The 21,561-nt window shown below is 29.9% G+C and carries 15 protein-coding genes; 5 read left to right on the forward strand and 10 right to left on the reverse strand.

The features are described from left to right. Positions 1 to 38 precede the first annotated feature (38 nt). On the reverse strand, positions 39 to 266 hold the full coding sequence (gene acpP, locus MPAN_RS06680; protein WP_176238763.1) for an acyl carrier protein: 228 nt from the start codon (positions 264 to 266) through the stop codon (positions 39 to 41). 288 nt (positions 267 to 554) lie between these two features. Between acpP and MPAN_RS06685 the strand changes: the two genes are divergently transcribed. The 3 genes from MPAN_RS06685 to MPAN_RS06695 are packed head-to-tail and all read left to right on the forward strand — an operon-like array spanning position 555 to position 2,786. Beyond that, positions 555 to 1,364, forward strand: coding sequence for a transporter substrate-binding domain-containing protein (locus tag MPAN_RS06685; RefSeq protein ID WP_176238762.1), 810 nt, complete (start codon positions 555 to 557; stop codon positions 1,362 to 1,364). Further along, positions 1,361 to 2,050 carry an amino acid ABC transporter permease gene (locus MPAN_RS06690; protein ID WP_176238761.1) on the forward strand — a complete coding sequence of 230 codons (690 nt, stop codon included), beginning with the start codon at positions 1,361 to 1,363 and terminating at the stop codon, positions 2,048 to 2,050. Before MPAN_RS06685 ends, MPAN_RS06690 begins: the two co-directional genes overlap by 4 nt. Before the next feature lie 4 nt (positions 2,051 to 2,054). Beyond that, positions 2,055 to 2,786 (forward strand): amino acid ABC transporter ATP-binding protein, encoded by a 732-nt coding sequence (locus MPAN_RS06695; protein WP_176238974.1) that lies wholly within the window; start codon positions 2,055 to 2,057, stop codon positions 2,784 to 2,786. A 34-nt stretch (positions 2,787 to 2,820) separates the two neighbouring features. On the opposite strand, the gene MPAN_RS06700 is transcribed toward MPAN_RS06695, so the two are convergent. The 3 genes from MPAN_RS06700 to MPAN_RS06710 all read right to left on the reverse strand — a co-directional run bounded on the left by MPAN_RS06700 (position 2,821) and on the right by MPAN_RS06710 (position 7,096). Further along, the gene (locus tag MPAN_RS06700) at positions 2,821 to 3,801 is read right to left on the reverse strand and encodes an IS30 family transposase (protein WP_176238760.1); all 981 of its coding nucleotides are present in this window, start codon (positions 3,799 to 3,801) and stop codon (positions 2,821 to 2,823) included. A 116-nt stretch (positions 3,802 to 3,917) separates the two neighbouring features. Beyond that, complete coding sequence (gene malQ / locus MPAN_RS06705) at positions 3,918 to 5,402, reverse strand: 4-alpha-glucanotransferase (protein ID WP_176239954.1); 1,485 nt, start codon at positions 5,400 to 5,402, stop codon at positions 3,918 to 3,920. Next, the gene (locus tag MPAN_RS06710; protein WP_176239953.1) at positions 5,399 to 7,096 is read right to left on the reverse strand and encodes an alpha-glucosidase; all 1,698 of its coding nucleotides are present in this window, start codon (positions 7,094 to 7,096) and stop codon (positions 5,399 to 5,401) included. Before MPAN_RS06710 ends, malQ begins: the two co-directional genes overlap by 4 nt. Before the next feature lie 119 nt (positions 7,097 to 7,215). Between MPAN_RS06710 and MPAN_RS06715 the strand changes: the two genes are divergently transcribed. Together MPAN_RS06715 and MPAN_RS06720 are read left to right on the forward strand one after the other, a co-directional pair. After that, positions 7,216 to 9,009, forward strand: a complete 1,794-nt coding sequence (locus MPAN_RS06715) for a glycoside hydrolase family 13 protein (protein WP_176239952.1) — start codon at positions 7,216 to 7,218, stop codon at positions 9,007 to 9,009. Between the two features lie 3 nt (positions 9,010 to 9,012). Further along, positions 9,013 to 9,984: a LacI family DNA-binding transcriptional regulator gene (locus tag MPAN_RS06720; protein ID WP_176239951.1), complete on the forward strand. Its 972-nt coding sequence runs from the start codon at positions 9,013 to 9,015 to the stop codon at positions 9,982 to 9,984. A gap of 53 nt (positions 9,985 to 10,037) precedes the next feature. Here MPAN_RS06720 and glgB read toward each other — a convergent pair whose 3' ends face one another. From glgB to MPAN_RS06750, 6 genes are all read right to left on the reverse strand, one after another. Beyond that, positions 10,038 to 11,885, reverse strand: a complete 1,848-nt coding sequence (gene glgB / locus MPAN_RS06725; RefSeq protein WP_176239950.1) for a 1,4-alpha-glucan branching protein GlgB — start codon at positions 11,883 to 11,885, stop codon at positions 10,038 to 10,040. A 16-nt stretch (positions 11,886 to 11,901) separates the two neighbouring features. After that, on the reverse strand, positions 11,902 to 13,860 hold the full coding sequence (locus MPAN_RS06730) for an alpha-amylase family glycosyl hydrolase (RefSeq protein WP_176239949.1): 1,959 nt from the start codon (positions 13,858 to 13,860) through the stop codon (positions 11,902 to 11,904). Beyond that, entirely contained in the window at positions 13,857 to 15,152 is a 1,296-nt protein-coding gene (locus MPAN_RS06735; RefSeq protein WP_176239948.1) for an alpha-amylase family glycosyl hydrolase, read from the reverse strand. Before MPAN_RS06735 ends, MPAN_RS06730 begins: the two co-directional genes overlap by 4 nt. Before the next feature lie 19 nt (positions 15,153 to 15,171). Beyond that, positions 15,172 to 17,556, reverse strand: coding sequence for a glycogen/starch/alpha-glucan family phosphorylase (gene glgP, locus MPAN_RS06740; protein WP_176239947.1), 2,385 nt, complete (start codon positions 17,554 to 17,556; stop codon positions 15,172 to 15,174). A 215-nt stretch (positions 17,557 to 17,771) separates the two neighbouring features. Further along, positions 17,772 to 19,154: a sugar ABC transporter permease gene (locus MPAN_RS06745; protein WP_176239946.1), complete on the reverse strand. Its 1,383-nt coding sequence runs from the start codon at positions 19,152 to 19,154 to the stop codon at positions 17,772 to 17,774. A gap of 1 nt (position 19,155) precedes the next feature. Continuing rightward, positions 19,156 to 21,516: a carbohydrate ABC transporter permease gene (locus MPAN_RS06750; RefSeq protein ID WP_176239945.1), complete on the reverse strand. Its 2,361-nt coding sequence runs from the start codon at positions 21,514 to 21,516 to the stop codon at positions 19,156 to 19,158. Between the last annotated feature and the right edge of the window lie 45 nt (positions 21,517 to 21,561).

Consider the following 21,561-nt stretch of genomic DNA (forward strand, 5'->3'; position numbering starts at 1 on the left):
AATAAAAAAAGGGCATATATAATATAACCCTTATTTTTTTACTTACTTGCTTCAATATACTTAACTAAATCTCCAACGGTTTTCAAATTTTGAGCATCTTCGTCGCTTACTTGAATATTAAATTCATCTTCGATATTCATGATAAGTTCAACTGCATCAATTGAATCCGCTCCTAAATCTTCTGATAATCTTGATTCTAGAGTTACCTTTTCTGCTTCTACACTTAGTTCTTCAACAATCATTTCTTTAACACGTGCAAATACCATAGTATAATCCTCCTTTATATAGCATGCTTATTATAAGATATTTTTTTATTTTTGTCAATTGTAAACACATTTATTTTTTGATGTTCAAAGTATTATGTGATATTTTGTAATGATAACGTTTACTTTATCTTTTTTCTAAAAAAAGTATTGTGTTATTTTCATGTTGTGTTACAATGACTTCATCAATAAAAAAGTATGGCTACTTCCAAGATAGGGCAATTGCTCTTGAGTATAACTATGGACAAGGCCACCAGTGGCTTTTTTTTGTAGAAAAAGGAGAAAATAAAAATGAAAAAGTTCTTATTAGTATTGAGTATTGGATTTATTTTAATCTTAGCAAATGGATGTTCAAACAGTTCAAATGTTTTTGAATTCATTTTAGATGAAAGTTATGATGACTTTGTAACTATGGCAACTTCTGCAGATTATCCACCTTATGAAAATATTGTTCAAGGTGATGATGGGAAAAACACTGTAGTTGGTGTAGATATTGAAATTGCAAAAGCAATTGCAAATCGCTTAAATAAAAATTTAAGAGTTGTTCATAAAGGTTTTGATTTTCTTGTGGAAGATGTTAGATCAGGCAAAATTGATTTTATTATCGCTGGCATTACACCAACACCTTCAAGAAAAGAAATTATTGATTTTTCAAAATCTTATTACACTGAAGAAAGTATTTTACAAGTTGTTTTAGTTCATAAAGATAATGTTGATCTTTATCAATCTATAGAAGATTTAAATCAAACAACTGTAAGAGTAGGTGCACAAACTGGTTCTATTCAACAAGAATTTGCAGAAATTTTTACACCAAATGCAACTGCTAAGATCATTCAAGATTTAAAAGAGTTATTAAACAATTTAGATAATAAGCAAATTGATGCTTTATTTACTGAAGATGAAGTTGCTACAACTCAAATGAATAGTGGTTATGAAGATTTCGTTAAAATCTATCTTGATTCACTTGAAGGATATGAAGGAAACGCAGTTGGAGTACAAAAAGGGAATACTGAATTATTAAATACAATCAATGAAGTGATTGACGACTTATTAGCTGATGGTAGTATCACAACTTGGCTAGATGAGTTTTCTTTATCATGATTATTTTCTTAAACTTTTCCTTCTTATTTGATTGGTATAGTTTAAGTTTACTACTTCAAGGTCTTATGTTGACCTTAATCCTTGCTTTTTTAGCAGTTGTTTTTGGTAGTATACTTGCTCTTATACCTGCCTTTATGAGATTGTCGAAGAATAAGTTTATATCATCTCCTGCAGTGTTTTATGTAGAAATCATCCGTGGAACACCTATGCTTGTACAAGTTTTGCTTATCTATCAAATATTAAATATCCCATTGTTTTTAATTGGTGGTATGGATATGGGGAGCTTCATTCCTGGATTGGTTGCTTTATTAATTAATAGTTCTGCATATATTTCAGAAATTATAAGAGGTGGTATTTTAGCTGTAGATAAGGGTCAAACTGAGGCCGCAAGATCACTTGGTTTATCTCAAGGTCAAACAATGTTTAAAGTGGTTTTGCCTCAAGCAATCAAAAATATATTCCCTTCTCTTGGAAATGAGTTTGTTACTATTATTAAAGAAACTTCTATTTTTATGTATTTAGGTATAGCTGAATTAATGTATCAAGTGGGTATCATAAAGTCTAGTTCACCAGCTGTAACTGAATTATATATTGTAGCAGGATTATTATATTTAGCACTAACATTCCCATTATCTAAGCTTATGAACCGTGTTGAAAGGAGATTACGTTATGCAGACCAAAGATAATCAAATCATTGTCGTCAATAATTTATACAAAACATTTAATGACAATATTCATGCATTAAATGGCGTAAATATATCAGTCAACAAAGGCGAAGTTGTTACTATTATAGGGCCATCAGGCTCAGGCAAATCTACGTTATTAAGATGTATGAATCTTATGGAAGTTCCAACTTCTGGTAATGTATTCTTTAAAGGGGAAGCATTACATATAAAGGACAAGAATATCAATCAATTACGCGAAAAAATGGGAATGGTTTTTCAATCATTTAATTTATTCCCTCATTTAAGTGTTCTAGAAAATATAACCTTGTCTCCAAAATTAGTATTAAAAATGTCAGATGAAAAAGCAAAAGAGCTTGGTGCTTCTTTATTAAATCAAGTAGGGCTAAGTGATAAAATCGATAGTTATCCAAATCAATTATCAGGTGGTCAAAAACAAAGAGTTGCAATTGCAAGAGCACTTGCGATGAATCCTGATGTCATGCTTTTTGATGAACCAACAAGTGCATTAGATCCTGAAATGGTCGGTGAGGTTTTACAAGTTATGAGAAATCTTGCAAATCAAGGTATGACTATGGTTATTGTTACACATGAAATGAATTTTGCTAAAGATGTATCTGATCGAGTTATTTTTATGGCCGAGGGTGAAATCATAGAAATTGGTGAACCTACTCAATTATTTAACAAGCCAAAAGAAGTTCGAACACAAACATTTTTAAAAAGAGTTTTAGTTAAATAAAAGACCCTTGGGTCTTTTTTTGCATGATAATTTGTCAATTCAAGTGCAACGCATCATAAGATTCATTGATCACTTCTAATGGAGTTTTAAAGTTGATGCATTTTCTAGGTCTATTATTTAGACGAGTTAATACATTAAGTACTTCTACATCGTTAGTTTGTGAAAGATCCATACCCTTTGGATAGTATTCTCTTAATAAACCATTTGAATTTTCATTAGTTCCTTTTTGCCATGCACAGTAAGGATCAGTGAAATACATCTGACAATTTAAACTTTCTTCAATATCTTTATATTTAGCAAATTCTTTACCGCGATCACATGTGATTGTTTTCACTAATTCAGGTGGGAATTGTGATAGTAATTCAATAATAGCTGCTGTAACATTCTCGCTTGTTCTATCGGGTAGTAGTTTAACAAGGTACAGTCTTGATTTACGCTCGGCAAGTGTTACGAAACAATACTTGCTTTTTCGTTGAAAATTCACTCTTCCAGATTCCACAGTATCGGCTTCCCAATGTCCTAACGTATGTCTCTTATAGACCTCTTTAGGACGTTTTTTTATTGTTTTACCTATGTTGAAGCGACCTCTTGTTTCTGCAGGTCGTTTGAATTTACCTTTTCGTCTCAATCTCCATATCTCTCCTCGTATAAGATATTTTTTATGTATCCATCTATAGATAGTTGAAAAACAAGGGGAATTTTCAGGTTGTCCATTTTTTCGTTTTGCTATTTGCTCTGGTGACCATTGTTGATTTAGTTTATCTTCAATGTACTTTTTGATAAATGGACATATTTTTACTGGTCTATGACATTTGATTCGACGCTTTTCATATTTCTTTTGCGCAATATGAGGTAAGTATTTATAGCGATATCCACATTCATTCCTCTTTAACTCCCTAGATATTGTACTAGGACTTCTTTTTACTGCTTTGCTAATTTGTCTAATGCTCACCCCTGAGAGCCATAACTGATATATACAAGTTCTTTCTTCTATGGTAAGATGTATGTAGTTCATAGTTTCTCCTTTTGTGTTTGTTTGGTCACTTACATTATATAGGAATCTATGAACTTTTTTATTTTTCTTTAGTGTTGCACTTGTTATTATAAATTATCGCATAAAAAAAGGATAGTTTAGCTATCCTTTTTCTCATAAACTCTACCATACAATTCAGTATAGCCTTTTATTTTTTTAGCAAGTTCATCATTTATTTCATTTTTAACTAATCGCCAGCGCCAATTGTTTCCTAGAGTTGAAGGAATATTCATTCTACCTTCATCCTTAAGATGTAAATAATCTTGAATAGGAATAATTGCAGTTTCAGCTACACAAGCTAAAGTTGTCTTTATAAGGCTATCTACCGGTGAACCAATACCTTGATGATTAATATAATCTAAGCAATATTTTAAATCGTCTTCTTTCAAAGTTTCAAACCAAGAAGCTGTTGTTAAATTGTCATGAGTTCCTGTATATGCAATAACATTTGTTGGATATAGGTGAGGAATATAATCATTTTCTTCTCTTGAATCAAAAGCAAATTGTAACAATTTCATACCTGGGAATCCTGTATCTTTTACTAGTTTTCTTACATCATCAGTTAAGACACCTAAATCCTCTGCAATAATATTTACTTCGCCTAATTCTTTTTTTATTGCATCAAAAAATATTTTACCAGGACCTTTTTTCCATTGACCATTTCTAGCTGTTTTTTCTCCGTATTTGATACTAAAATAATTAACAAATCCAATAAAATGATCAATTCTAATCATATCAAATAATTCCATTGATGATTTAACACGTTTAATCCACCAAGCAAATTGATTTTTTTCTAAGACATCCCAATTATATAAAGGATTCCCCCATAATTGACCATCTAGTGCATAATTATCTGGTGGTACTCCTGCTACATGTAATGGCAATCTTTCATTGTCAAGATCAAACATTTTAGGGTTTGCCCATACATCGCTACTATCATAAGACACATAAATAGGCATATCTCCTACAATTTCAATGTTATGTTTATTTGCATATGTTTTTAAATGAGCCCATTGTTGATATGCTTTAAATTGAAGAAATTGATAGAATTCAATATCTTCTTTTAGTAATCCACGATAATAATCTAACGATTTTTCATTTCTTAGTCTTATTTCATCATCCCAATGAAGCCAAGATTTACCTTTATGGAATAATTTTAAAGCCATGAATAATGAATAATCATATAACCAATCATTTTCTTTTATTAAGAATTTTTTGTATGCTTCATCACTTTGGTTAAAATGGTTAAATGCAATTTTCAATATATCAAATCTTTGTTCATATAAATCACTATAATCAATATATCTAGGGCTATCAAAAGTTGCTATAATATCAGATTTATCAATTAGTTTTTCTTCAACCAATAAATCTAAATCAATAAAATATGGATTGTTAGCAAATGCTGAAAAAGTTTGATATGGTGAATCACCATAGGACGTTGGTCCTAAAGGCAATATTTGCCAATAAGATTGTTTTGATTTAACTAAAAAGTCAACAAAATCATATGCTGCTTTCCCGTAAGTACCTATACCATATGGACTTGGTAAACTTGATATGTGACACAGTATTCCACTTCTTCTCATAATGACTCCTTTATTTCGAATACGATTGATTCGAATGCTCTTAGTATAAGTGTTTTGTTTTTTAATTTTTGATCTTTATAATTAGAAATGACAATATTTGTTATTTCAAAATGACTCATATCATATGTTAACTTTTTTTTACTAAACGAGTTGATGATAAGTAAAACTTTATCATCAAGTATTCTTTTATAAATATATAAATCTTCATTTTCAATATCTATTTGTTCATAAGCTCCATAAGTTATGATATCTTTGTACGCACTAAATCTTCTTAAATCTATGAGTTTCTTATAGTGATTTAATAAAGAATTATTATTGTTTAGTTGACTTGCTACATTAATTCTTTTATAGTTTCTATTATTTGATATTTTTGGTTCTTCTAATGAAAACCCACCATATAAATCTTTTGACCATTGCATTGCAGTTCTTGCATTATCTCTAGATCTTAATGAAGCAACTTTTAATGCTCTAACAGGATCATCAGGAGTTTTTTCTAATTCATAAATATAAGTAGCTCTTGATGAAATATCATCAAAGTCATTAACATCTTCAAATGGATAATTTGTCATTCCTATTTCTTCACCTTGATAAACAAATGGAGTACCTCGCATCATATGAAGCGCAGTAGCAAGCATTTTCCCAGATTCTAAAGGATATTTATAATCTCCATATTGACTCATTAATCTTGGTTGATCATGATTTAACCAATTTAATGGCATCCAACCATCAGTTGCAAATGCTTTTTGCCATTTATCAAATGTTTTTTTAAGATCAACAACATTAGTTTTTAATTTTTTAGGATTGGTGATATCAAATAAATTGTTACACCAATTATGATCAAAATTAAAAACCATCGATAACTCATTTGATTCAAATCCAGCATATTTTTTAGCTTCTTCTATGGTTGCTTGACCACCGACTTCACCAATTGTTAAAACATCATAGGGTTTAAATAATGATTCATTTAAAATTTTTAAATAATCGTGTACTTTAGGTAAATTTGAAAATTTAGTCCAATCAAGTGGATACTTATCTTTTTGATTTTTTATATCTATAAGTCTAGCTCTATCAAGATGCGAAACAGCATCAATTCTAAATCCATCGATCCCAAGTTCAAGCCACCATTTACCAACATCAATCATTTCTTGTCTAACTTTCGGATTTTTCCAGTTTAAATCTGGCATTTTATCTGAAAATATTTTCATATAATAACTATCAGTTAATTCATCATAATTCCAACAGCTGCCACCAAAAAATGATCCCCAGTTTGTTGGTTCAACTTTTTTATCATCAACCATTTTTCCATCATGCCAAATATAGTAATCTCTATAAGGGTTGTTTTTTGCTTTTCTAGATTCAATGAACCACGGATGTTCATCTGAAGTGTGATTTAAAACAAAATCCATTACAACTTTTATGCCTAATCCATGCGCTTTAGTAATGAGTTCTTTTACATCTTCTAGAGTTCCAAATTCAGAATATACATTATAAAAATCTCGTACATCATACCCATTATCATCCATAGGTGAATCATAAAATGGGCATATCCAAATTAGATTTACCCCTAGATGATTTAAGTAATCTAGTTTCTCATATATGCCCTTAATATCACCAATTCCATCATGATTACTATCATAAAAGCTTTTTGGATATATTTGATATCCAACACTTTCCATCCACCATTTTTTTTGCATGTAAATGCTCCTTTATTTCTTACTTCTATTGTATCATATCTAATATGGAGTTGTAACAATGTTAGCGGTTTCATATTTTTAATTTTAATGCTTATGTTATAATTATTTTGGTGATGAATATGAATAAAAGTGCATTATGGCATCAAGCAAAATCGGAATACGCTTATGCCTATGATAAAGAAACATTACATATCGTTTTAAGAACTGCAAAAAATGATATAGATACAGTCCAAATCATCCATGGTGATCCATTCAATTGGGTTGGTGATAAGAACGGTTTGCCTCATTGGAAAAACCAAATAGAAATCATGGAAAAACGATATCAAAGTGATCTATTTGATTATTATTTTATTGCGATCAAACCCCCTTACTTGCGCACTAAGTATGCTTTTTTGTTACATGATGGCAAAGATAAATACCTATTTGGAGCAAGACAATCAAGATTAATATCTAAAGATAATGAATTATACGAAACATTTGATTTGAGTGAATATTTTAATTTCCCTTACTTGAATCATGAAGACCTTCATAACACACCTTCATGGGTTAAAGATACCATATGGTATCAGATTTTCCCTGATCGTTTTTATGCTGATCAAAAAAATAGTAATTTGACTTGGGGTAAACTACCTGTTACTAATCATGAACTATATGGTGGTAACCTAAAAGGCATCATTGAAAAGCTTCCTTATTTACAAGAATTAGGAATCACTGGTATATACTGTACACCTTTGTTTAAATCTCCTTCTGCTCATAAATACGATACGACTGATTATTTTTTAATTGACCCTCAATTTGGAACTAACGAAGATTTTAAAAACTTAGTTATCCAAGCACATAAAAGAAATATAAAAGTTATGCTTGATGGTGTATTTAATCATTGTGGATATGATCACCCTTTCTTTCAGGATGTTATTAAAAATGGAGAAAAAAGTAAATATAAAGATTGTTTTTATATCGATGAATTTCCTGTTGTTAATTTCCCACTAAATAAACACCAAAAACCTATTAACTACCACGGACAAAAATTAAATCTGAAAACATTTGCTTTCACCCCATATATGCCAAAATGGAATACTTCAAATCCAATTACATCAAAACATTTACTTGATGTTATTAAATATTGGATTACTGAATTTGATATAGATGGTTGGAGACTTGATGTTTCTAATGAAATCAGTCATGATTTTTTAAGACAAATAAAAAAAGTTAGTAGAGATGCTAAAAAAGATACGTTTATCCTTGGAGAAAACTGGGATTCATCTATACCTTGGTTACAAGGTGATCAATTAGATTCAGTTATGAATTATGATTTAAGTTATCCAATCTGGAAATATTTAGAACATAAAATGGATATAAACACCTTTAAAGATATGGTAACTAATTATCTAGCAAAAACACCGAAAAACGTCATGGAGAACATGTTTAATCTTGTAGGTTGCCATGACACAGTTCGCATTAAAAGACGTCTTAACGACGATAACAGACGGATGAAATTGAGTTATGTTCTTATGTTCCTATCAAGTGGAGCACCAAATATATATTATGGTGATGAAATTGGTATGACTGGTGAACATGATCCAGATAATAGACGCTGTATGCTTTGGGATAAAAAGGATCAAGATTTAGAATTTAAAACATTTACTTCTTCATTGATTTCTTTAAGAAATCATCATCCTTCATTTAAAGCCTATGATTATCATTTTATAGACTCAAATATTTTAGCTTTTACTAAAGAAGATAAAAAGGATAGTATACTAGTTCTAATCAATAATGGCGATAAAACAGAAATAAGTCTACCAAAAGAAGTTTTTGGAACATACAAAAATTTAATAAACTTAGAATCTATTGATATTCATGATAAAATGATACTAGAGACCTATGGGTTCCTAATTTTATCAAAGGAAGTATAAAACATGAAATCTACGATTAGAGATGTTGCGAAAAAAGCAAACGTAAGTGTTTCAACAGTTTCAAGAGTTATTAATAAAAAAGGATATGTACATGATGCAACTAGAATTATTGTTGAAAAAACAATTCAAGAACTTGGGTTTATTCCTAATCAACTTGCTAGATCTTTAACATCAAGATCGTCAAAGATTATTGGTGTTATTGTGCCCCACATTGGACCTAGTTTTTATGGTGAACTATTAGAAGGCATAGAGTCACAAGCTTCTGCATATGGCTATAAGATTATTTTCTGTCATACGCATGACGATCCTGATAGAGAATTAGAGTATCTTAATTTCTTTGAACAATACAATATTGAAGGTCTTATCATAGCATCAAATTTTTCGAATAGAGATAAACTAGTAGATCTAAAAATTCCAGTTGTTACAGTTGATCATATCTTAGATGAAAATATTCCATCAATTACATCAGATAATGTGAAAGGTGGAGGGCTTGCAGCACATAAGTTGATTGATTCAGGTGCAAAAAATATTTTAGTGTTTAGAGGTCCATCATTTCTTCTAACGACTATGGAACGTACAATTGGTTTTCTAAATGTTTTAAAACCTAAGAAAATTTATGCTGATATTTTTGATTTTGACTTATTAAATCCAGATATTAAGCTTATTGAAGAAATCCTAAAGAGTAATCCATCAGTAGATGGTATCTTCACATTTAGTGATACTCTAGCAATCGCAACTTTGAACATCTTGCAAAAATTAGGCAAAAAAGTTCCCCAAGATGTATCTCTTGTAGGTTACGATGATACACCTTATGCTAAATGGGTAACACCATCAGTTACAACTATCCATCAATCAGTCTTTTTCATGGGTAAACAGTCATTTATTAATTTAACAAGACTCATTAGAGGTGTTGAATTAGATTCTCTTCATGATATTATTGATGTTAAACTTATCGAAAGAGATTCAACTAAATAATAATAATAATAATAATAAAAACAGGAAATCGTTGATTTCCTGTTTTTTTAAAATTATTTTTTAAATTGTAAGATAATTCCAGCAAAAGGTCCTACTTTTGGTTGAATATAATACTTAAATCCATTGCGATCGCCTTTTTTAGTATGCAATTGAGTTCCATTAAATTGATCAGAGCCGTGATAAATTGCTTTATCACTATTTAATATTTCTTGATACCTTCCAGCTCTTGGAACGCCAATATCATAAGTTTGATGAACATTTGGAGTCATGTTAAGTATAATAATTAACACTTCATCATCAGAAAATCTAGCAAAAGCAAATAAAGATTGATCTTTATCATCTGCAACAATCCATTTAAATCCTTTTGGATGATGATCATATTGAAATAATGCATCATGATGACGATATACTAAAGCTAAATCTTTAAAAAATCTATTTTGTTCTTGGTGAGCTTGGATATCTAATAGATGCCAATCAAGTTCTTTTCTAAATGCCCATTCACTAAATGATGCAAATTCTTGACCCATAAATAATAATTTTTTACCAGGATGCGTCATCCATAAAGTTAAAAGTAATCTCCAATTAGCTAATTTTTGCCAATAATCACCTGGCATTTTATTAACTAAAGATCCTTTCATATGAACAACTTCATCATGTGAGAAAGGTAGAACAAATTGTTCATTAAATGCATAAACAAGTCCAAAAGTGATTTTATCATGATGATATTTTCTATGTATAGAGTCTTCTTTAAAGTATCTTAAGACATCATTCATAAAACCCATATTCCATTTGTAATTAAATCCTATACCACCAACATCAACTGGATGTGTAACTTGAGGATAATCCGTAGAGTCTTCTGCCATAAATAAGAATCTATCATCTTTACCAAATAAATGATAAGATAATTGTCTTAAGAAGTTAATGGCATCGTGATTGACACCTTCTTCTTTATTTCCTAAATAATATATTAAATAAGATACTGCATCAATTCTATATCCATCTATATGGAAATAATCCATCCAAAAGGTTAAGGCCGATAGCATAAAACTACGTGTTATACCTTTAGAAAAATCTAAATTATTTGTCCCCCATGTGATATTTTCTCTTCTTTTAGCATCATTAAATTCGTATAATGGTGACCCATCAAAATAACTTAATCCATGTGAATCTTTACAAATATGTCCTAAAACCCAATCCATAATAACACCAATACCTGCTTGATGTAGTCGATCAATTAAGTACATATAGTCCTTAGGAGAGCCATATCTTGAAGTAGCTGCAAAATATCCAGTACCCTGATATCCCCAAGAATCATCTAAAGGGTATTCATAAACAGGTAAAAATTCAACGTGTGTAAATCCATGATTTAAAACATGTTTAATCAAATCATCAGCAAGTTCATTATATTGTTTAAATTCACCGAATTTTCTCATCCATGATCCAATATGAACTTCATAAATTAATAACGGTTCTTTATAAACTTTTTTCTTTTCGTAAAACCAGTTTTGATCACTCCACTCGTAGTGATCTATGTCATAAACTTTTGATCCAGTACTTGGTCTTACTTCTGCAAAATAAGCAAATGGATCAGATTTAACTAATACTTTATGATCAAATGTATAAATTTCATATTTATATACTGCCCATTCATGATTTCCCGGGATTTCAATACGATAAATACCTTGATAATGTATTTTAGTTAAAACATTTTTCCATCCTTCATAATTATTAAATGATGAAATCAATCTTACTTCTTTAGCATTAGGTGCGTAAACTGTATATTCTGTTGCATAAATTTCATTATTTTCATTTCTGAGCAAATGTGCTCCGAAAATCTTAAATGCTTGATCATGTAGACCATTTAAAAATAAATCTACATCATGATCTGGAATAAGTCGCATGTTAACACCTCTTTTTTTATTTTTTTATATGTACAATATATATACCTGGTTGATCTACATACATAGCATGACTTCCAGTTATAGCTTTTTGAGAAGGAAAAATAAGTTTTCCATCTTCTAGTGGAAGTTTCTCTAAATCGTAGTAATTTTTGATATAGTGAATTAAAATGTTTTTTTCATCTTCTAGGCGATATATGATTAATTTTTTAGATTTTGAAATTGTTACACTGCTATTATATGTAGTTTGACGATAAAGCTTATATTTTTTTCTAAGCTTTAATAGCGCTCTTAGTTTTTTAACAGATTCTTCTTTGACTCTCCAAGTGATTTGATTGATATCATCTGGAGAATTATAAGAATTTTCTACACCTTTTTTCGTGCGATAAAATTCTTGACCCGCATGATAAAATGGAACGCCTTGAGAGATTGCTATTAAATGATTTGCTAAATCTTGAGCAACTTTAAAGTCTGGTAATTCAAATCCATGTGCCAAAACCATTTTGTCGTAAAATGTTAAATTATCATGACACTCAACATAGTTAATACTCTGACTTGGTGATTTAAACATATGTGGCGATCCAATAATCACATCCATCGCTTTATGTTGCAGACGATAGTTGCCCATTGTAAAACCTAATCCATCTCCGTGAAGTTCGCCTTTCATTGTATTTCTATATGCATCATTAAAATGTGCATAGCCTTGAAATTTAGATTGGTTACTCATATTTGCTTGTTTTTTATGGGGAATTTCAGTTTGCATATTCCATCCTTCACCATATAACATAATGTGAGGATTTTGTTGTTTTAAAGTCTTTTCTATGAGTAACATAGTGTCTATATCTAAAAGTCCCATCAAATCAAATCTAAATCCATCAAGTTGATATGTTGCTTGAAGATGAGATAGACTATCTACGATCAGTCTTCTTACCATATAGTTTCTGGTTTCTACATCATTTCCACAATAAGAGTTATCAGTCATCTTTAAGCTACTATCATGTCTATAAAAATAACCTGGAACTAAATCATCATATGGAAATGTTCTAAATTGAAATACATGATTATAAACAACATCCATATTGATACCTAGTTTAATTTGGTGTGCATAATCGACGATTCTTCTTAAACTATTAATTCTATCATATGGATCATCTGGTGATTTAGAAAACCATCCTTCTAAAGAAAAATATTGGCTTGGATTATATCCCCAATTATATTTTAATTGCTTATGATCATCAAACACATCATCAAAATCAAAAATTGGTAAAAATTGTAAATGTGTCATGCCTAATTTTTTTATATATGTTAAGACATTGCTTCCTAATATTTTACTATCCTCAAGTAAACCATCATATAAACCTTTATGTGTAACATCTAAATTAATAGACATATCTCTTACATGACCTTCGTAGATAACTGAATCTACATAGTTTTTAACTTTTATTGGAGTTTTTGAAAGTGGATATGCTCTATTAAAATCAACGATATGAGACCCTTTTGAAGAAGCTCCAACAGTATATGGATCTTTCACATCTTTAAATAAACCAACGAGCTTAACTTGATAATAATACGTTTTTAAATGATGATCTCCATCAACTTTTACTGACCAAATAGGCTCACTATATTCCATTTCATATCTATTTTCACCAAGCATTAGATAAACTTGTTTTGCAACTGGAGAAAAAAGATAAAAAGATGTCGCATTTTGGTCATAAACAAACCCTAATGGTCCATCATATCTAAATCTTTGTTCAAATGCTTTGGTCAAAGTGACTAATCCAATTAGAAGTGGAAAAGTCTCATGATTAATTGCGATTTTATCATTTTTGTGTAAATCAATGTCACTTTCAGTTGTGAAATACTGATTGATACCTTCATTTTTTAACCAGTTTACCCTGTTGTTTTCTAACTCGATTGAGTGGATAAATTTGTCACTTTCAATTCGGATCAATTTGAAATCATCAATAAAAATATTCATCTTCTACGTCCTTTATGTGTCTTTATAATAATAGGTTTTTCATCTAGTTTTATTTTACCATGATTAACTTCTATTTTTCGCATAGAAAGAAAATCTTCATAACTTCCATCTGTTAACGGAACTTCTATGTCATCTAGATTTTCTAGATTAAAAATCCCTAAGATCATATCTTCTTTGTATTCATAAGAAAATACTGCGATTTGATCATGCGCATGCATATTAAATACACCATGTGAAAAAATAGGTTCTTTTTTCATATCAGTTAGTTTTTTTATATATGTTTCTAATGATTGCTTAGGATTCCAAACAATGACATCATCTTCAAAAAGATTTGGTAAATGATCAATTTCGTGTTCAAGTCCTGCATAAATAAATGTTGTTCCTTTTAAGAAAAACATCATGGTTAACATGTTCATAAAATGCTTATGATCTCTTACCTTGTCTCTTAATCGTCTTTGATCATGATTTTCAAAACCTCTAATTTTAATATAATTTTTTGGATAAATCATTTCTTGCCGATATATTTCTTCTAGCCATCTGCTTAATTTTTTACTGTCTTTTAATAGATATGCATCCATGAAATCAAAAATATCATATTCATAGCACATATCAAATGCATCATACATTTGTCCATCAGATGAACAATCGTATCCTTGATCTCTTATATACTTAATAAATTCAGGATGAACTGATTCGGTTAACCAAATAATATCTGGACTATTTTTTTCTACTTCTTTTCTTGCTTTTATCCAAAAATCGATAGGCAATAATGGCGCAACATCACATCTAAAGCCGTCAACAATAGACGCCCAATAAACCAAGACATCAACAAAATAATCTTGAACTTCCTCTAAATCATAATTTAAATCAGTGATATCGCTCCAATCACCAACTCGATTAGCTAGGCTTCCATCAGATTTTCTATAAAACCATTCTGGATGCTCTTGAGTCAAAACAGAATCTTTTGATGTGTGATTGAAAACAATATCCATCATAACTTTCATGTTTTTTTTATGTGCTTTTTCAACTAATCTCTTTAAATCTTCTAATGTGCCTAGATCTTTATCAATTTTATAAAAATCAACAATTGAATACGGGCTTCCTTTGAGACCTTTTCTAGATACTTTTCCAATAGGATGAAAAGGAAGTAAATATATAATATCTACTCCCATATTTGCGATTCTATCTAAATCATCGATAACACCCTCAAAATTTTGTTTTTCTGAGTGTTGTCTAGGAAACACTTGATAAATTGTTAACCCACGCATATCTACCTTTGTTTGTTTAGCCATATTTATCAGTCCTTTATACCTATTTTTTTAAATCTATTTTATTTAAATGCCAAATGTCATTATTATAATTTGTAATAGTGCGATCAGATGTAAAGAATCCTGAATGTGCAATATTCATTATTGATTTATGTAACCATCCATTTCTATCTTTATAATATTCATTTGCAATCTCATGTGCTGTTACATAACTATCAAAATCTTTTAAGACAAAGAAATAATCACTATTTAATAAATTATTTAAGATGTAATCAAAATGTGCTGGATTTTTATGCATTGATCTAACAAAATGAAAGACATCTTTTAATCTTTGATCTTTTTCATAAATCTCTCTTGGTTTGTATCCGTTGTTAGCATATATTTCAGAAACTTCAGGTGCAGATAAACCAAAGATTATATTATTATCCATACCAGCTTCTCTTACGATTTCCACATTTGCACCATCCATTGTTCCAATAGTTAATGCACCGTTCATCATAAATTTCATATTACCTGTTCCACTTGCTTCTTTAGTAGCTGTTGAAATTTGTTCTGATAAATCAGCTGCTGGCATAATATATTCAGCATATGTGACATTATAGTTTCTAACAAATACTACTTTTAATAAATAATTAGTGGATTCATCATTATTCACAATATCAGCAAATGTATCGATTAATTCAATAACTTGTTTTGCCATATAATAACTTGGCGCAGCTTTAGCACCAAATATAAATGAATGCGGATAATAGTTTTCTTTAAATACTGGATCAGATTTTAATTTTTGATATACATAAATGATATGAAGTATATTCATTAGTTGACGTTTATATTCATGAAGACGTTTTACTTGAATATCAAAAATCGAATTAACATCTAATTTAACACCTTGTTTTTCAAAAATTTGATCTGCTAAAGCTTGTTTCTTTGTTTTTTTCATTTGATCAATTAAATTTTGCGTTTTTGAATCATTCTTATATGCATCAAGTAACTCTAATTTTGTTAGATCATCTCTCCAAAAACTACCAATTGTATCATCTAAGATTTTAGTTAATTCTTTATTTGTATGAATAAGCCAACGACGATGTGTGATACCATTAGTCTTATTATTGAACTTATCTGGATATAAAGTGAAGAAGTCTTTCATTTCTTCATTTTTTAATATGTCTGTGTGTAATGCTGCTACACCATTTACACTAAATGAACCATAAATACAAATATGAGCCATACGGACATGATTTTGTCCGATTAACCCCATTAAATAAACTTGTTCTTTATTAAATCTTCCATCAGTTACCAAGATACTTCTAAATCTTCGATTCATTTCTTGCACGATTTCATATATTCTAGGTAATAAATTTCTAAAAATTCTTATATCCCATTTTTCTAAAGCTTCAGATAAGATTGTATGATTTGTAAATGCACAAGTTTGTGTCGTAATACTCCAAGCTTGGTCATATCCGATTTTTTCTTCATCCATTAAGATACGCATCATTTCTGGAATGACTAGCGTTGGGTGGGTATCATTAATTTGGAATGTATAAAATTTATGGAAATCTTTAGGATCTCTACCTAAATCTTTATGTTCTTTAATTGCTTGTTTAACACCAGCAGCACTAAACACATAAGATTGAAGTAATCTTAATGTTTTGCCTTCTTCATTTGAATCATCTGGATATAGTTGTCTATCAACACCGTGAACCATACGAAGATAATCTTCGCCGACATGTTTTTGTAAATCTGATGCATCTGTTGCCCATAAGCGTAGAGATGTAACAACACCATTTTTATCGCCAACAATTTTAACATTATATGGGATTGCTTTTATCCATACTGGATTAATAAGTTGAGTATGTTCAACATATCCAAATAATGGAATATTAATTGCGTTTGCTTCATCTTTTTCTTCCCAAATAAATTCTTTCTTTAACCAAGGATCTGGATGTTCAACTTGCTTATGATTTTTTATTTCTTGTACAAAGAATCCTTCTCTGTAACGAAGACTATTTCCGTATAAAGGTAATCCTAATGATGCTGATGAATCTAAGAAACACGCAGCAAGTCTTCCAAGTCCACCATTACCTAATCCTGCATCTTCTTCAGCATGTTCAACTTCATTTAAATCAAGATCTAGATCTTTAAAAGCTTCTTTAACAACATCATAATAACCACTGTTTTGTAGATTATTTGTTATGAGGCGTCCCATTAAAAATTCCATAGAAAAATAAATAGTTTTCTTAAGATTATTTTCTTTTACATATGCATTTGTTTTCTCGAAATTTTCTTTTAATGATTCGTCAAGTAAATGTGCTAAAACGCTATATCTTTGATAGACTGTAGAGTCTTTTAATTCAACTTGAAAAAGGTCTGATAATTTTTTTACATATTCCTTTTTAAAGGTATCTTTATGTTCAAATATTGTATTCATATTATATATGTCTCCTAACATAGTTTATCTATTATATTTTACCATAAAAAGATTTATTAAATAGCTTTGGTACCGTTTGCATATTATTTATTTTGTAAGATTATCATTATTTGAAAATATGTTTCAATATTCACATATTTTACAACAATATTGTTTAATAAATACAAGCAAAAAAAGATGCTAATAGCTTAATACTAGCATCTTTATAATATTTATTATCCTTTTGTCGCACCTGCCATAATACCTTCAATTAAATATTTTTGGAAGGCCATGTATAAAGCAGTAATTGGTATACCTACAAATATTGCACCGGCAGCAAACGCACTATAGTTTTGATAGTTTAAATCATTAATAAACTTAAACAATCCAACTGCAAGTGTCCATTGCGTTGTGATATCATAATCAGCAGCTGCACCAACGGGTTTAAATCTCAACAAGTACCCTGGAAGCATATAATCCATCCAAGGACCCATAAACATTGATACTGCAACAAATGTTAAAATTGGAACTGCGAGCGGTAAAATAATCCTAATAAATATCTGAAGTTTATTAGCTCCATCTATCATTGCTGATTCATCGAGATCCTTTGGTATTTGCGATAAGAAACCTTTAATTAACCACAAGTTACCTGGAATACTACCTCCGATATACAATATAGATAAGGCTGTAGGTTTACCTAACAAGCCAAATTTCCAAAATAATACATACATCGCAATAAGTCCCATAAATGATGGGAAAGCTTGGAGTACTAAAATAGCTAATAAGCCTGCTTTTTTACCTTTAAAAGTAAATCTAGCAAATACGTATGCTGCACCTGTAATTAAAATAGTACCAACAAACATATTAATAAGTGCAATCTTTAACGTATTCCAATACCATCTTGTGAAGTTGGTTTCTTCAAATAAGAATCTAAATGCTCCAAATGATGGATTTTCTGGCCATATTGCACTTGGAATATCTGTTCTAAGATTTGCAAATGCCATACCAAAGATATAAACAACTGGAACAATAACAATAATTGCTACTAAAGTTATTTCTCCATAAATTAAAATTCTTTGAACAAAGTTAGAAAAACTAAATACTTCTTTTAGTCCTTGTTTAGAAACATTTCTTTTTTTCTCTTTTTTGATGTAATAATAAAATCCATAAACTGGTATTAATCCAATAAGTCCAACCTTAACACCTTCATGTCCTTTTTTACGAGCATAATCTACAACTGTTCCCTGATGAATAAAGAATAATAGTATAACAATATAAACTGTAAACAATGTTTGTAATAAATGATTTTGAAGTGACAAGTAGATTAATATAAAAACTGGAATAACAATAATTAACCCAACAAGAACTAAAAGCATATATAAAAGAATTCTTTTACTTAAAATCGTAAAACTCAATAAATGCTTTAATTCTTCCTCTGTTACATGTAATTTAGTAGGTAATTTTGAGACGTATAAGTAACCATAAACTGGAATCAAACTCATTAAAAGATATTTTCTGCCTTCATATCCTTTTTTTACTGCATGATCATAAGCTGTTCCCCATTGGACTGCAAGAGCGACCAATAATACATATCCGATTATAAAGTATATTAGATCCATATTAATCCTCCATGAAAGCTCTTGTTCTTGATAAGTTCCATGCAGTTAGGGAACCAACAAACAAGAATATAAGTACTGAGAACACTGATGCCATATTAAATATTGAGTAATCAACAGTTAAGGTATACATCCATGAGATTAAAATATCCGTATCCCCGGCAAAACCTCGACTAGCAATGCCAGCGTTCGGTCCACCTCCGGTAATGAAATAGATGACCCCGAAGTTATTAAAATTACCTGAGAAAGTCATAATTAATATTGGTGCGGTTGAATAAAGTACTAAAGGCATTGTGATTTTTGATATTTTTTGCATACTCGATGCACCATCAATATCAGCAGCTTCATATAATGTCTTATCGATTGCTGTCATAACGCCTGTCATAAGTGCCATAAAATATGGGAATCCTAACCATATATTAACAACAATTAGTGTTGCTCTTACAAATGTTGGATTAAATGGATTACTAAACCATTGTATATTAGATTCACCTAAATATAGCAACCTAGAAAATCCTGTTAGACTATCATAGCTTACACCAAGCATTTTTAAATTTCTTAATATTTCATAAATACCAATCTCTTGCATAAATGTATTGACAAAACCGACTTCATTAAACATAACTGAAAAAACCATTTGTGATAATAAAGCTGGGATTGCCCATGGGAGAATGAGTATAGTACGCCACAATTTTCTAAAGACAACTTTTTCACTATTAAGTATCAATGCTTGGATAAATCCACCGAAGAATACTGTACCAGTTGATAACACTGCCCAAACAATCGTCCAGGATAATACCCTCCAAAATGCAAGTCCAAACGAAGCACCAAGGCCAGTTGTAAAATTAAAGAGTGCAAAGAAGTTTGTAAGTCCAACCCAATCAAATGTATCTAGCATTGATTCATTACCAGAAATATTGGTAAATGCTATTACAAAGCCAAATGCTATTGGCATAATAGATATAAATCCAAGTACAAATATTGCTGGAGATAAGACTATATATTCAAAACTATCTTCATAAACATTCTTGAAATAATCTAGTCCTTTTAAAACTTTTTGTTTCTGTCGTTTCTTTTCAGAAGTCACGTATGCATCTCTTATATTCCAAATCATAATGATAAAGAAAAAGAATGATAAAATAACTCCAATTAGACCTTCTAATAATAACAATGTAGAAACATGTCCTTGAATAGGAACAGGATCAGATATCATAACAGTTGATAGTAGAGAGAAATCTGAATCCCTGGTGCCAATCATAGCATCCATTAAACCCATATGTCCACTAATACTAATCTTCTTAGCTGTACCTAATGTAAATACAGCCCAATACCCTCTAACAAATAGGCCACCTTGATCGTAGAAAAAATTATTATATGACTCCAAGAAACTATCTCTAACTTCTGGATTTAATTCATGATAAACTTTAATCATTAATTTAGTATAATCTATACCATTATATTCATTCCAAGCATATGAGTATGTATAGCTCATTGCTTGTCTAAATGTAATTGAAAAATCTGTTTCTTTATATTGAATACGCTTTGAGTTATATATTAAATTTGGTTCATAATATTCATATATATTTCCATCTAATTCATAAATTGGTCCTTCTACTCTTACAGCAGTAGGAGACGTTAATGAAATTAATTCATTACTTTGTAGATCTATATATTTAGTTAACCCATCATCCATAACTTTTACATAAATTTTTGAGTTAGCAGTATATATTTCACCTGATTTAACAAATAATGTTAATCCTTCATTTGAAGACAATATATTGCTTTCATTTAATTCATCTGTAAGTATTGTTGTTTCTATAAATTCTTTTTTGTTGCTTCCGTCTTCTTGAACGACATTTCTTTCTTTATAATAAATACCTAAATCATCTTTATAAAGAGTTTGTTTTCTAAGTAAATGCACGATGTTTTCTTCATCATAACCTTGATTAAAATCATCTACTAAAATGTCTTCATTTGTCACTAAGTTCGTATATCGTATCGGATTATTCTTTTTTAGATCTTGTGCAAAAAATTGAATAAATAAATCCTCTGTTAGATTACTTTGTCCACCTATTTCATCAATAAATACTTCAAAGTCTTCATATTCAGTGCCATCAACAAGTTTATTGTAATTGTATTCAGCTAAAAAGCCATTTACATACCAATCATCACCAAAATCTTTACCGACAATTTTATCATAAGCGTTGATATCATCTTGATAATGACTTGTTTGAAATTCAATACCAACGAATAAAACAAAAACGACAAAAAAGAATAGAAACTTGAAAAATTGTCCGTTCAGTAATTGTCCTAGCCCCCAAATTAAGCCAGATGCAATTGCTTTTAAAATGCTATAAATTTTCATTTAGGCCTCCATTATATAAACTAAATGAGGGCGGCACATATCATG

The sequence above is a fragment of the Mariniplasma anaerobium genome (assembly GCF_016865445.1).
GTDB lineage: Bacteria > Bacillota_I > Bacilli_A > Acholeplasmatales > Acholeplasmataceae > Mariniplasma > Mariniplasma anaerobium.

Bases quoted from the DNA above. Each gene is read 5' to 3' on its own strand.
- acpP (WP_176238763.1), bottom strand. From the start codon at position 266: ATGGTATTTGCACGTGTTAAAGAAATGATTGTTGAAGAACTAAGTGTA.
- MPAN_RS06685 (WP_176238762.1), top strand. From the start codon at position 555: ATGAAAAAGTTCTTATTAGTATTGAGTATTGGATTTATTTTAATCTTA.
- MPAN_RS06690 (WP_176238761.1), top strand. From the start codon at position 1,361: ATGATTATTTTCTTAAACTTTTCCTTCTTATTTGATTGGTATAGTTTA.
- MPAN_RS06700 (WP_176238760.1), bottom strand. From the start codon at position 3,801: ATGAACTACATACATCTTACCATAGAAGAAAGAACTTGTATATATCAG.
- malQ (WP_176239954.1), bottom strand. From the start codon at position 5,402: ATGAGAAGAAGTGGAATACTGTGTCACATATCAAGTTTACCAAGTCCA.
- MPAN_RS06710 (WP_176239953.1), bottom strand. From the start codon at position 7,096: ATGCAAAAAAAATGGTGGATGGAAAGTGTTGGATATCAAATATATCCA.
- MPAN_RS06715 (WP_176239952.1), top strand. From the start codon at position 7,216: ATGAATAAAAGTGCATTATGGCATCAAGCAAAATCGGAATACGCTTAT.
- MPAN_RS06720 (WP_176239951.1), top strand. From the start codon at position 9,013: ATGAAATCTACGATTAGAGATGTTGCGAAAAAAGCAAACGTAAGTGTT.
- glgB (WP_176239950.1), bottom strand. From the start codon at position 11,885: ATGCGACTTATTCCAGATCATGATGTAGATTTATTTTTAAATGGTCTA.
- MPAN_RS06730 (WP_176239949.1), bottom strand. From the start codon at position 13,860: ATGAATATTTTTATTGATGATTTCAAATTGATCCGAATTGAAAGTGAC.
- MPAN_RS06735 (WP_176239948.1), bottom strand. From the start codon at position 15,152: ATGGCTAAACAAACAAAGGTAGATATGCGTGGGTTAACAATTTATCAA.
- glgP (WP_176239947.1), bottom strand. From the start codon at position 17,556: ATGAATACAATATTTGAACATAAAGATACCTTTAAAAAGGAATATGTA.
- MPAN_RS06745 (WP_176239946.1), bottom strand. From the start codon at position 19,154: ATGGATCTAATATACTTTATAATCGGATATGTATTATTGGTCGCTCTT.
- MPAN_RS06750 (WP_176239945.1), bottom strand. From the start codon at position 21,516: ATGAAAATTTATAGCATTTTAAAAGCAATTGCATCTGGCTTAATTTGG.